This window comes from Streptomyces sp. R44, assembly GCF_041053105.1.
Taxonomy (GTDB): domain Bacteria; phylum Actinomycetota; class Actinomycetes; order Streptomycetales; family Streptomycetaceae; genus Streptomyces.
The window spans coordinates 293057-305475 of sequence record NZ_CP163444.1; the positions used below are offsets into that span (position 1 = coordinate 293057).

The 12419-nt window shown below is 72.5% G+C and carries 8 protein-coding genes and 3 pseudogenes; 7 read left to right on the forward strand and 4 right to left on the reverse strand.

From position 1 onward, the window contains the following. Positions 1-211: 211 nt before the first annotated feature. The 3 genes from AB5J54_RS01465 to AB5J54_RS01475 all read right to left on the reverse strand — a co-directional run bounded on the left by AB5J54_RS01465 (position 212) and on the right by AB5J54_RS01475 (position 4060). A complete protein-coding gene (locus AB5J54_RS01465) occupies positions 212-478 on the reverse strand; it encodes a hypothetical protein (RefSeq protein WP_369142013.1) in 267 nt (88 codons plus the stop codon). 377 nt (positions 479-855) lie between these two features. After that, positions 856-3705, reverse strand: coding sequence for a type 2 lanthipeptide synthetase LanM family protein (locus AB5J54_RS01470; protein ID WP_369142014.1), 2850 nt, complete (start codon positions 3703-3705; stop codon positions 856-858). 151 nt (positions 3706-3856) lie between these two features. After that, complete coding sequence (locus AB5J54_RS01475) at positions 3857-4060, reverse strand: DUF6229 family protein (protein ID WP_369142015.1); 204 nt, start codon at positions 4058-4060, stop codon at positions 3857-3859. Between the two features lie 527 nt (positions 4061-4587). Between AB5J54_RS01475 and AB5J54_RS01480 the strand changes: the two are divergent. The 4 genes and pseudogenes from AB5J54_RS01480 to AB5J54_RS01495 all read left to right on the forward strand — a co-directional run. Continuing rightward, positions 4588-4836, forward strand: a pseudogene (locus tag AB5J54_RS01480) (molybdate ABC transporter permease subunit); the annotation flags it as partial. A 737-nt stretch (positions 4837-5573) separates the two neighbouring features. Next, positions 5574-5756, forward strand: a complete 183-nt coding sequence (locus AB5J54_RS01485) for an SflA family class IV lanthipeptide (protein ID WP_369142016.1) — start codon at positions 5574-5576, stop codon at positions 5754-5756. Positions 5757-5758: 2 nt separating this feature from the next. Next, entirely contained in the window at positions 5759-8308 is a 2550-nt protein-coding gene (gene lanL, locus AB5J54_RS01490) for a class IV lanthionine synthetase LanL (protein ID WP_369142017.1), read from the forward strand. Between the two features lie 113 nt (positions 8309-8421). After that, positions 8422-8586, forward strand: a pseudogene (locus tag AB5J54_RS01495) (hemin transporter); the annotation flags it as partial. Positions 8587-8640: 54 nt separating this feature from the next. On the opposite strand, the pseudogene AB5J54_RS01500 reads toward AB5J54_RS01495, so the two are convergent. Continuing rightward, positions 8641-8818 (reverse strand): annotated as a pseudogene (locus AB5J54_RS01500) (tannase/feruloyl esterase family alpha/beta hydrolase); the annotation flags it as partial. A 340-nt stretch (positions 8819-9158) separates the two neighbouring features. On the opposite strand from AB5J54_RS01500, the gene AB5J54_RS01505 reads away from it, so the two are divergent. From AB5J54_RS01505 to AB5J54_RS01515, 3 genes are all read left to right on the forward strand, one after another. After that, a complete protein-coding gene (locus AB5J54_RS01505; protein WP_369142018.1) occupies positions 9159-10658 on the forward strand; it encodes a PHB depolymerase family esterase in 1500 nt (499 codons plus the stop codon). A gap of 245 nt (positions 10659-10903) precedes the next feature. Continuing rightward, positions 10904-11680, forward strand: coding sequence for a CoA transferase subunit A (locus AB5J54_RS01510; RefSeq protein ID WP_369142019.1), 777 nt, complete (start codon positions 10904-10906; stop codon positions 11678-11680). Then, positions 11680-12333, forward strand: coding sequence for a CoA transferase subunit B (locus AB5J54_RS01515; protein WP_369142020.1), 654 nt, complete (start codon positions 11680-11682; stop codon positions 12331-12333). Before AB5J54_RS01510 ends, AB5J54_RS01515 begins: the two co-directional genes overlap by 1 nt. Positions 12334-12419: the final 86 nt, after the last annotated feature.

The window sequence follows — 12419 nt, forward strand, 5'->3', positions numbered from 1 at the left end:
CGGTTCCTTGCTTGGGGGGGGGTGGCTCGGGCCGAGGGCTCCGCGGAGGGGGCCTCGACCTTGATCAACTCGCGTAAGTTACCAGCGCGTATCTCCTGGTTCACCCCAGCCCACGCTGATTTCGGCCACAATCGCGCCCTGGACCGTCGGCGAGGCTTCCCGGCCATGGCCCGGTCGTGGCCTGACCGTGGCGCGGCCGTGGAAGCCGGTCTCAGGGGCACCCGTGCTCCAGCAAGACGCAGACGAACTTCTCCTCGGTCGCCCGCAGCCCGGCGAGCCGGCCACGTTCACGCGGGGACCGGCGGGCACGGAAGCGCCACCCGGCAACAAGTCCCGCTTGGGCATGGCGGGTGGCCGCGGTGAGCAGCCAGGGCCCGGCGTAGCCGCCGATGAAGCCGGTCTCACGAAGGCCGAGCGGCCGGTACACCAGGTCGCACGGCAGCGACTCGTGCGGGTGCCCCGTGGCCTGTTCGGTCATCAGCGCGACCGCGACGTCGTCCGAATGCGATCAGCCGTACCCCGGCGCCCGTGACCACGCCGACGACCAGCGCCGAGACCCCCAGCGACGCCGGCAGCGGCCCGGTGACCGGGCGGGCCCCCTCGTACACGACGTCGGCGAGCAGGCTGCCCGTGCCGGACCACAGCACGAACCGTGTCGGACAGGGTACGGAGCTCGGCCTGCCGCGCCGACGGCGGAAGGATTCGATGCCGATGGTGCGGATGGCACGGCGAGGCCGCCGACCGACTACGGCTCCGTCGACGACGGCCGATCCGCGAGCGGGTCGCTCCCGTGCGCCGGCGGCCGACCCGCTCGCGGAGTCCGCCGCCGTTCCACATCCGAGGCGGGAGATCGCGTCAGGTGGTGTCCGGCCTCTCGGGGTGGGCCAGGAGGAGAGGCGAGCTCAGGCGTGCTTCGGGGTGCATGCGGAGCAGGTGGTGCACCACCCCGGACAGCCCGGGAAGCAGACCGGGTGCGAACGCCTCCTTGGCGAGGCCACCGACCGGACCGCGCTGCTCGATGCCGGTGATCAACTCTGCGTCGGCCTGTGCGGCGGACGGTCCCTCGTACCCCTTCAAACCGCGCAGGTGGTGCAGGAGCTCCCAGAGTCCGAGGTCGCCGTGACAGAGGGTGTGGCTCCAGCCGAACCCCTCGCGCAGGCCGGCCGGCCCGGAGCGGAGCGCGGTGCCCAGGTGGCGGGGATCGCCCGTGCGCCGGTAGAGGTCGAGGGCGGCCAGGCCGATGCCCGTGCTGCCGTGGCACCATGCGGTGGGGTGGTCGACGTCTCCTCCGATCCGCGCATCGACCCAGGCGCCTGCCTCCGGCGAGTACAGCGACTCTTCGAAGTCGTGTGCCAGAGTGCCGAGTTCGTACCACCGACGCCGGTCGGACGGGCCCCCGGCGGACGAGAGGGCGAGCCTGGTGAGCGCCCACCCGGCGCCGGTGGCGCCATGGGCGAATCCGCCGATGCCCTCGGGGAACATCACCGTGGACCACCGTGCTCCGCGGTCGTCGACGACCGCGCTCCGCTCCAGATGCCGACCGGCGGCCGCGGCGGCTTCCAACCACCGCTCCTCGCCGGTGATTTCGGCGAGGTCGAGCAGGGGGACGATCGCGCCGGCCGCGCCGCTGAGCACGTCGAGGGCACGGTCCTCGGCGATGGCCTCCGGGGTCAGCAGCGCGGCCCTGGCGCGGGCGCGGTCGAGCAGCCCGGGCGTACCGAGAAGGCGGTGCAGCGCGGCCCAGGTCCACACCTGCGAGGCGATCCCGGTGAACCCGCCGAGCTGACGGGTCGGCGTGGTGTCCTCGGTGGCGGACAGTACCTCCAGGGTGCCCGCCAGCACGGACTCGACACCGGCCACCGGATCGGCTCGGCCGGCCCGCTGCTCCCGCTGGTACTCCGCGAGGGCGAGGGCGACGCCGCCCTGCCCGGTGTAAAGGTCCGCGCCCAGCGGACGGACGGCCCAGCCGTAGTCCGTGAGCACGGGACTGATCCAGGTCGCTGTGGCGTCGGTGCCGCGCACGGCCGCCTCGCAGACCGTCCGCACGGCCTCGGCCGCCAGCGTGCGGCGCCGCCGGTCCAGGTCCTCGGCGTGCGGCGCGCGGGCGGGCGTCCGTACCCGGTCCGGAAGCCTGCGTTCGTTCAGGTAGGCGCCGACCAGGGCGCTGCGAATGGTGTCGCGTTCACGGGTGAGGTCCGCCCGCCGCCACCCGGCGAGGAAGGCGTCCAGCCGCTGTCCGTCCACCCGTTCGCCGAACGCGGGGATGTCTCCGACCAGGAGGTCCGCTATCTCCTGGTCGATCACGGCCGGTTCGCGCGGCGCGCCCGGGGCGGCGAGGGCGTTGCGGTGGAGGATGTCCCGGGCCCGGGCCAGGGCGGCGTCGGGGTCGTGCAGCGAAGCCGGGTGCCAGAGCATCCGGCCGATGTCCGTGTACGTCTGCGTGGGCCGCCGGATCCTGCGGACCCGGCAGCCGTCGAACACCCGCAACAGCGCGTCGAGTCCACCGCCCGCGTCGAGCTCCGTCAGGGCCTCGGTGAGCCCGTCGAAGCCGGTCAGCACCTGGTCCCAGTGGCGGATCAGCACCGGCTCGGGGCTGGGGTGGTTGCGGGCCGGCGGCAGGTCCACCGCGGCGACCTCCATGCGGGCGGTGTCCCGTCCTCCGTCCGTGATGACCGGGACGCGGATCTGCGGCTGCTGACCGGGCAGACCACCGGCGGCCGAGAGGTCCACGCCGGCGAGGGCGTAGCCGTCGGTGCGCAGCGGGAGGATGCCGGTGCGCAGCACGGTGTTGCGGATCGTCCGGGCCGCCCGGTCCACGGCGTCGCCGCGCCCGCTCGGCGGAACCTCGACATCGGGGGTGAACAGGGCCTCTGCGTCGACGACGGCGGGCACCGGACCGTGGGCCACCAGGTTCTCGGCGTGCAGGTCGGTCCCGCCGAGGAGCCGCATCACCGCCAGCCAGCCGCCCAGGGCGCGGTAGAAGCGGGCGAGTTCCGCCTCGCCTCGGCAGTAGCGGTGACCGAGGTGCTCGGCCCAGCCGTAGCCGTCCCGTACCACCACCCTCGGTACGCCCAGGTCCTCGGCGCCGGGGACGGCGGCGACGAAGGAGCGCAGCGCGGCGTCCACCTCCACCGGTCGCGGCTTGTACATGACGCGGGCGGACTCGAAGACCAGCAGCGCCACCGCCCGGCCACCGTGGTGGGTGTCCCCTCGGGCCAGCTCCAGGGCGCGCAGCGGTCCGGGATCGCCTCCGAGCAGGCCGGCGACGGCCCGACGGTCCGCGGCGAGCCGCGCACCCAGCTCCAGGGCGCCCTCGGTCAGCAGGCGCCCGGAGGCGAAGGCCCGTCGGCGCAGCGCCGGGTAGCGCCGGTGCAGGGTCTCGGAGAAGCCGGGCGTGGAGGCCTGCCGGAGGAAGGCGTCCCATCGCGCGGACGGGTCCGTGCCGGGCAGGTCGCCGGCGAGGGCTGCAGCCCTCAGCTCCAGCAGGAGCACCCGGTTGAGCCGGAGCTGGAAGGTACGGCGGAGAGCCTCGCGGGTCGCCTCGCGCAGGACTTCCCGCTCGTCGGAGGCCAGCCCGGCCATCCCTGGGATCCGGTCGTCCAGCTCCGCGAACAGCGGGGCCGCGAAGGCGTCCACGGGGCCCGCGAACCATCCCTCGGGCGGCGGTCCGTCGGCCGAGCGGGCCGCTGCCACCGGTTCCACCATGCTGAGTCCTCTCCTGACGTCTGGGTCGGGTTTCCGCACACGGGGGCCGGCCTGCGCGTGGCCGGGCCTGGTCGGCCTCGTCGGGCCGGGTCGGGCCGGGGAGCCCCTAAGGGCTCCCCGGGTGGTGCGTCCGGTGCCGTACGGCGGTTCGTCAGCAGCAGTAGCTGTGCAGCGAGCCCGTACAGCTGCTGCACCCGGTGAGCAGCGCCTCGGTGGCGTCGGTCAGCGCGGCCTCTCCGGCCGCACCGCCCACGTAGAGCGGGCCGGCCGGGTTGTCGGCGCCGAAGGCCGTCTCGGCACCCTGGAGCCAGGCGGTGACGATCTCATCCGCGCGGGTGGTGGACATGATGGACATGCGGTACCTCCTACGATTCGCCGGAAGTGCACGGGGCTACAGAATCCACCGGAGGTGGTCCGTCCGGGATCTACCGGAACCGGCCAATCGTCGAGCGGGATTCCGGGCGCGCCCGACCCGGCCCGGAGGCCGCCGCTGCGCGGCCGGAACGATGGCCGCCGGTCGGCGCGCCGCAGACTCCGGCCATGGTGGCGGGCGGTGTAGGCCCCCTGCGCGTCCGGGTCCGCAGCGGCACCGCCGCGAGGCGCGAGGGGACTGCGACGGCGCCCGTCAAGGGCCGCGGTCCCAGCGCATTTGGCCATTAACGCCCCCGTGGCGGGGGCACGTACGGGGCGATCCGGCGCACGATCGCCCGGTCGAGCGAGCAGTCGAGAAGACCCGCCGCGGCCTCACGGGGGTTGGCCTTCCGCCTCAAAGGGAGTGTGTGCCAGTCGAATCGACGGCCCAGGTTCGCACATGCCGGCACCCCTGCGTCACGCCGCGGTGCGGCCGCGGCCTGGAGAGCGCCTGCACCCTCGTTCCGGGTGCTGGGGCTGTCTCTGCTGCTCGGCGCCCCGCCGGCCTGGCTGCCCGCCCGGGTGCCCTTCCCCGGCAAGGCGTTCGTCCGCTCACTCGTCCTGCTGCCCACGGTCCTGCCGCCGACGCTCGGCGGTGTCGCGCTGCTCCTCACCTTCGGGCATCGCGGACTCCTCGCGCCATGACAGGAGCACACCTTCGGCATCACTCTGCCGTTCCACACCTCCGGAGCCGTGCCGGCGTCAACGTTCGTCGCCATGTCCTCCTGGTCATCAGCCTGGATCCCCGCGACCGTCGTCACGGCGTCCAAGCGGTCGCGGGCGAACTCGGCGATACCGCCGCCGGGGACGAGGCAGGCCAGGCGGCGGTAACCGCGACCCAGGACCACCCCTCGACAGCAGCCCGCCAGCAGCGGTGTCGCGCAAAGAACCGCTGAGCCAGGCCCATGCCGATCAGGGGTGTACGGGACAACTGCGGCTCATCGAGGGCGGCGAGCACCCCGTATCCCACTCCTCTGACCGTCCAGCAGGCGGCGCTCACGAGTGCTGTCGCTCCAGGAGACGGGCCGCTTCACTCGTGCCGTCCGATGACGACACCACCGGCCCGGCGGCGCGCCCGCCGCTGGGCCGTGAACACGCCCCCCGGCCACATCCCATGCATCGGTCTGGATCCCGAGCATCCATGCCTCGCTCTCGTTTCGTGCGCCCCCGACGGCAAGGGCCAACCCCCCGGTCATCAGCCGTTCGGTCCCGGTGTCGAAGGCTCACGTACGTCCGCTGCATCGGAGGGCTGCCCGGGGCTGGGCGAGGGTGAGTTCTGCGGCCTTCGCCGGGGTCGGTGCCGAGATGGGAGTTCTCTAGAGCACTCCCGCCCGCCCCCTTGTCAGCGAGTCCGCCCCTCCCTACTTTTGTTCAGCAAGTCCTTGGCCCGGCGGGTCCACCGACCCACGTCGGCCATTACCTGCTCCTCAGCGCACGACACACCATGGAGGCGTCACATGCCCTTAGCCGTGCCGGGTCTTCTGGAAGCCGACGGATTCCGCGACGCGGGTCCGCTGGAGATCGACGACGAGGCGATCGCGTTCGAGGACGACGACCGCAGCGACCGCGAATACTCGGCGTGTCTCTCCGACCCCTGGGTGACCGCCACCACCCGCTTCGCCTGTGACCTGAACTCGTAGCGGTGGCCGTTTCCATCACCGGCCGCAGCGGTTGGTCCGACGGCACGTGGTCGTATCTGAACGATCCGCGGATGCCGGTGATGGAACACGGATGGAAACTGCACGTATCGGCGCGTCCCGGCGACCTCGACGCCGCCACCAGGCTCGTCCTGCCGGTGCTGTCCCGACACGTCTGCCATGCGAAGTTCGCCCGTGACCCCGAAACGCTGCGCCGCCTCAACTCCGGGGTGGTGAGCGCGGGAGCCGTCGGCAAGGCGATCACCGTCTACCCCACGCCCGGCGCTGTGGTCGAGGTCGGCCGCGAACTCGCCGCCGTACTGCGCGACCGGGAGGGCCCTCGGGTCGTCAGCGATCGGCGGGTCGACCCGAGGGCCCCGGTCTACTACCGCTACGGCCCCTTCACGGGCGACTACCGGACCGGCCGGAGCGGGCGGCTCGAATCCATCATGACCGGGCCGGACGGTCGCATCTTCGACGGCCTGGCCGTCGGCCGCTACAGGTGCCCACCCTGGGCCGAGGACCCCTTCGCACTCGACTCCGGACACGGTGACGAGCCGTCCGCGGCCGGCTTCGGCGGCGGACGCTACACGGTCACCGCCGGCATCGCGCGTGCGCCCCGGGGCAACGTCTACCGCGCGGTCGACCGCACTCTCGGGCGGCCGGTGGTGGTCAAACAGGCGAGGGCCTTCGTGGGCGAGGACGAATTCGGTACGGACGCCCGTCACCGGCTGCGCAACGAGCGCACGGTCCTCACCGCGCTCGACGGCGTCACGGGCGTGCCCCGTGCACTGGACTACTTCTCTCACCAGTCGGACGAGTACCTGGTGATGAGCAGCTGCGGCGACCGGGACCTGCGCAGGGAGGTTCTGCGGAACGGCCCGTACCGGGACGACGACACCCGGCCGACGCGCGCCCTGTCCGTCCTCGCCTCCCGGCTCCTGCGCGTCCTGGACGCGATCCACGACGGGAACGTGGTCGTCCGCGATCTCAAGCCCGACAACGTCGTGCTCGACGACTCGGGCCCCGGCCACTGCCACGTCATCGACTTCGGGATCAGCGAGTGGGACGGTGCCGGCCCGGGCGGGGCGACCCCCGGATACAGCGAGCCGGTTCTGCGCGCGACCGGACCGGCCGCCCCCGCCGACGACTACTACGCCCTCGGCGCGACCCTCTTCTTCGCCGCCACCGGCATGGATCCGGTGATCGTCGACACCGACCACGGGGTCAACCGGGACCGGACCCTGGCCTGCCTGGCATCGGCGCTCCCCGGGCGCGCCCACCGGGAGATCCGGTCGTCGATCACCGGCCTCCTGAGCTTCGACCCGGCCGTACGGACCACCGCCGCCGACCGCCTGCGCACCGGCACGGCCGTCACCGCACCCCGGCCCGTGCGCCCGCGGATCGACAGCGACCTGCTGGACGAGATCATCGAGCACACGACCTCGTTCTGCGTCGGTGAAGCGCACTCGATCGTGGACCCGGTACAGGCCGCGCAACTGAACGTCCCGACCTCGATCGACGTCTACGGCGGCAGTTCGGGACTCGGACTGGAACTCCTCCACCATGCGCACCGGCCCCACGTGCGTTCTGCCGTCGCCGCGTTGGCGCGGTGGACGGCGGAACAGTCCAGGAACCTGCCACCCGGCTTCTACACGGGGCGCACCGGCGTCGAACTCTTCCTCGCGGAGGCGGGGACGGGGACGGACGCGGCCCCGCGGTCCGGGTACCCCGTCCTGCCGGAGCGCGCACCGGACGGCGGACCGCCGGAGGCGGACCTGATCGCGGGCGCCGCCGGAATCGGCCTCGGCCGACTGCTGCTCGCCCGCCACGCCCTCCGGTCCGGTGACCGACACGCCGCGGACCGACACCTCGCCATCGCCGCCGACTGCGACCGGATGCTGGCGTCGGGCACCGCCCGACTGACCCCGACCGGCCCGGACACGGCCGGCAGCGCCGCACTCCACGAGGGCATCGCGCACGGCGAGGCGGGCATCACCTGCTTCCTGCTGGAGTACAGCGACGCGACCGGGGACCCTGACGCGATCAGCCGCTCCGAGAAGGCCGCCGCACGCCTGGCCGCTGTGACACCGGACATCATCGCAGCGGCCGCCGAGCCGGGGGCGACACGCCGCTACGGCTCGTGGTGCCGGGGCCTGGCCGGCATCGGAACCGTACTCGTCCGGGCCGCCGAACGCCTCGAGGAGCCCGGGTACCTCGACCTCGCCCAGCGGGCCGCGCGCGCCTGCGCCGCGCTGGCACCGCGGATGCCGCTGGTCACGCAGTGCTGCGGACTGGCCGGAGTGGGTGACCTGATGGTGGACGTCGCAGTCGCGTCCGCATCCGCGTCCGCGTCCGCGGAATTCTGGGACGCGGCCGAGACCGTCGCCCTGCTCATCCTGAGCCGCAGCGGCGGCACCTGGTCCCGGCCCGTGTTTCCGGACACCGGTCTCGCCCGGTCGAGTGCCACCTGGGCCGGCGGATCCGCGGGTGTGTTGGCCTTCTTCAGACGCCTGCGCGACCGGGGCGGCCCGCGGCTCGGCCTCGTCGCCTGACCGCTGCCACCGGTGGGCGCGGTCGCCCCGCCGCCCACGTCGTACCGGACATGCCCGACGATCGGACACGACCGGCCCGGCCCGACCGCGGACCGTAGTGCATCAGCCCCCTGCCCGGACAGTACGTCAGCAACCAGGTCGAACTCCCGGACAGGGCGCGGGAGATACGCCCGTACAGCCACTCGGCCTCCCCCGGCCGCAAGACCTGCCGCATCACCGTCCATCGGGAACGCTCGGCTGACGGCGGCATCCCCGAGGGAGAGGATTCCTCCTGGCTGCGCCGTACGGCGACTCCCCGACACCTCCCTGCACCGCGCCGTTGAAGCCCGGGGCCCGGGGGTGCCGGAGACGACGAGACCGCCGTTCCACCGGTCGGGCAGGCGGATGACGAACTGGGCGTCGTGGTTCCAGCCGTGGTTGGTGTGGGTGGTGGACGTGTCGGGGAAGTACCCGTCGATCTGGATGCCGGGCACTCCGCTGGGCACGGACAGGTCCTTCGGGGGTGATTCCCTCCCAGGCTCGGGGGCGGGGATCCGCGGGAGGCTGTGCGGCCGGTCGGCCTCTGGACGTGTATACGGCGCCCACCGTCAGCGGACGCCTGGTGGATGCAGGCACCATCCCGCCGCGCGACCGTACGAAGGAGTCCTGGTGTGCGAACTCCCACGCCCTACTAGTCCGTTCGCGGGCCGGACCATGGACGCCCGTCACATTGCCTCTGCGTGAAGCCTGGGTGTCCCGCCCATGTCGGTGCCGGTCAGCGAACCCGCATGATTCACGCCACACCGAGGGCACGAGCCGCAGTCGCCACGGTGTCCCCTCCTCGTTTCCCCCCACCCGGAAGGCATCAGCCATGGGACAGTCGCATCCCCCGCTCCGCACCACGAAGGGCCGCCGCGTCGTCGGCGGCGTCCGCCGCTGGCTCACCGCCGCAGCGGGCGCCCTCGCCCTGACCGGCGGTCTGGTGGCCGTCGGCCCGCAGGCGTCGGCCGCCGGCCTGACGCAGGTCACCGGCTTCGGCTCCAACCCCGGCAACCTCACCATGCACACGTACATACCGGACGGCCTGCCCACGGGCGCACCCCTCGTCGTCGCGCTGCACGGCTGCACGCAGAGCGCGAGCGACTACTACGCGAACTCCGGCTGGCCGAAGTTCGCCGACTCCTACGACTTCGCGCTGGTCTTCCCGCAGACCACCAGTGCGAACAACTCCAACTCCTGCTTCAACTGGTTCGAGAAGGGCGACAGCACCCGCGGCCAGGGCGAGGCGCTGTCGATCAAGCAGATGGTCGACAAGGCCGTCTCCCTGTACGGCAGTGACACGCGTCGGGTGTACGTCACCGGCCTGTCCGCCGGCGCCGGCATGACCGCGAACATGCTCGCCGCCTACCCCGACGTGTTCGCCGGCGGCTCCATCGACTCCGGACTGCCTGCGTACTGCGCGACCGCGCTCAGCGCGGCGTACACCTGCATGTACTCCCCGCCGAACAAGACGCCCGCCCAGTGGGGTGATCTCGTACGGTCGGCCGCGCCCGCCGGCACCACCTCCTGGCCGCGCGTGGCGATCTGGCAGGGCACCGCGGACACCACCGTCAAGCCGGCCAACGCCACCGAACTCCTCGACCAGTGGACCGACGTGTGGGGGATCGGCCAGACGCCCTCCCGCACCAAGAGCCTCAGCGGGGGCACCACGCTGAGCGAGTACGACGACGCCTCGGGCAAGCCCGCCGTCCAGGTGTACTCCATCTCCGGCATGACCCACGGCCTCGCGGTCGACCCCGGCAGCGGCCCGGAGCAGTGCGGCACGGCCGGCACGTACTACCTCGACACGATCTGCTCCAGTTACCACACCGCCCGCTTCTGGGGCCTCGACGGCGCAGGTGACGGCGGTGGCCAGACGCCGGGAGGTCTGCCGGCGCCCACGGGGCTGACGCTCACGGGGACCACCGACACGACCGCGACGCTGAGCTGGGGCACGGTGTCCGGCGCCGCCTCGTACCACGTCTACCGCGGTGGTACGAAGGTGGGCACCACGATGTCGGCGTCCTACACCGACACGGGCCTGGCCACCGGCTCCACGTACAGCTACACGGTGGCCGCCGTGGACGCGGCCGGAACGGTGGGAGCCGTCTCCGCCTCGGTGAGCGCGACGACCACCGGCTACACGCCCACCTGCCACACGGCCAGCAACTACGACCACGTGGCCGCCGGCCGTGCCTACCAGAGCGGCGGCTACGCCTACGCCACGGGTTCGGGTCAGGCCATGGGCCTGTGGAACACGTTCACGACGCACACCCTGAAGCAGACCGCGCCGGGCTACTACGTCGTGGCGGATTCCGGCTGCTCGGCCTGACGCTCGCAAGGCTGGTGGAGGTGGTCGCCAGCGCCTCCGCTCGCCACGCTGGTGGAGGTGGTCACCACCATCTCCACTCGCAAGGCTGGTGGAGGTGCTCGCCACCACCTCCACCAGGGCTGATGTGTGGATGACAGCCATGGTCGCGCCCCTGCGGCCTGCCTAGGCTCGCTGCCCATCCGGTTGTATCGGCCACCGGTTCCGACCAGCGCGGTCGCACCGGTCGCCCGAGGGAAAGGGTCTCCATGGGCCTGGACAAGACAGTCGCCAGCGCCGCCGAGGCGGTGGCCGACATCCCCGACGGAGCCTCGCTCGCGGTCGGCGGCTTCGGACTGTGCGGCATACCCGGCACACTCATCGACGCCCTGTGGCAACGCCAGACATGCGACCTCAGAATCGTCTCCAACAACTGCGGCGTCGACGACTGGGGCCTCGGACTCCTCCTCGCCGCCGGCCAGATCTCCCGCATGACCAGCTCCTACGTCGGCGAGAACAAGGAGTTCGCCCGCCAGTACCTGAGCGGCGAGCTGGAGGTCGAACTCGTCCCCCAGGGCACCCTCGCCGAACGGCTGCGGGCCGGCGGCGCCGGGATCCCCGCCTTCTACACCCCCGCCGGAACCGGCACCCAGGTCGGCGAAGGCGGACTGCCCTGGAAGTACGCCACCGACGGCACGGTCGCCGTCGCCTCACCGGCCAAGGAGACGAGGGACTTCGACGGCCGCCCGCACCTGCTGGAGCACGGCATCACCACCGACTACGCACTCGTCCGCGCCACCATCGGCGACCGCCACGGCAACCTCGTCTTCCGCTCCTCCGCCCGCAACTTCAACCCCCTGGCCGCCATGGCCGGACGGACCACCATCGCCGAGGTCGACCACCTCGTCGAACCCGGCGAACTCGACCCCGACGAGGTCCACCTCCCCGGGATCTTCGTCCAGCGCGTCGTCCGGACCGCCCCCGGCGACCCCGCCGCAGAACGACGCATCGAACGCCGCACCGTCCGAGAGGAAGACAACGCCTGATGACCCTCACGCGCGCACAGATGGCCGTCCGCGCCGCCCGCGAACTCACCGACGGCTCCTACGTCAACCTCGGCATCGGACTCCCCACCCTCATCCCCAACCACCTCCCACCCGGTATCGAAGTCGTCCTCCAGTCCGAGAACGGCATCCTCGGCGTCGGCCCGTACCCGACCGAAGACGAACTCGACGCCGACCTCATCAACGCGGGCAAGGAGACGGTCACCACCCTGCCCGGCGCGTCCTTCTTCGACTCCGCCCTCTCGTTCGGCATGATCCGCGGCGGCCACATCGACACCGCGATCCTCGGCGCCATGCAGGTCTCGGCCTCCGGCGACCTCGCCAACTGGATGATCCCCGGCAAGATGGTCAAGGGCATGGGCGGCGCCATGGACCTCGTCCACGGCGCCGGACGGGTCATCGTCCTCATGGAACACACCGCGAAGGACGGCACCCCCAAACTCGTCGACACCTGCACCCTCCCCCTCACCGGCCGGTCCGTCGTGCACCGCGTCATCACCGACCTCGCCGTCATCGACATCACTCCCGACGGCTTCACCCTCGCCGAACTCGCACCCGACGTCACCGTCGAGGAGGTCGTCGCGGCCACCGCGGCACCGCTGCGCCTGCCGCAGGCGATCAGAGCCGCGGCCTGAGGTCTTCCGCCGGCCCGGTGTTCCTGGACAGCCACCGGACCGGCGGACTCACCGCACCGCCGTCCCGCCGTCCCACAGGCCAGCCC

Bases quoted from the DNA above. Each gene is read 5' to 3' on its own strand.
- AB5J54_RS01465 (WP_369142013.1), bottom strand. From the start codon at position 478: ATGACCGAACAGGCCACGGGGCACCCGCACGAGTCGCTGCCGTGCGAC.
- AB5J54_RS01470 (WP_369142014.1), bottom strand. From the start codon at position 3,705: ATGGTGGAACCGGTGGCAGCGGCCCGCTCGGCCGACGGACCGCCGCCC.
- AB5J54_RS01475 (WP_369142015.1), bottom strand. From the start codon at position 4,060: ATGTCCATCATGTCCACCACCCGCGCGGATGAGATCGTCACCGCCTGG.
- AB5J54_RS01485 (WP_369142016.1), top strand. From the start codon at position 5,574: ATGCCCTTAGCCGTGCCGGGTCTTCTGGAAGCCGACGGATTCCGCGAC.
- AB5J54_RS01505 (WP_369142018.1), top strand. From the start codon at position 9,159: ATGGGACAGTCGCATCCCCCGCTCCGCACCACGAAGGGCCGCCGCGTC.
- AB5J54_RS01510 (WP_369142019.1), top strand. From the start codon at position 10,904: ATGGGCCTGGACAAGACAGTCGCCAGCGCCGCCGAGGCGGTGGCCGAC.
- AB5J54_RS01515 (WP_369142020.1), top strand. From the start codon at position 11,680: ATGACCCTCACGCGCGCACAGATGGCCGTCCGCGCCGCCCGCGAACTC.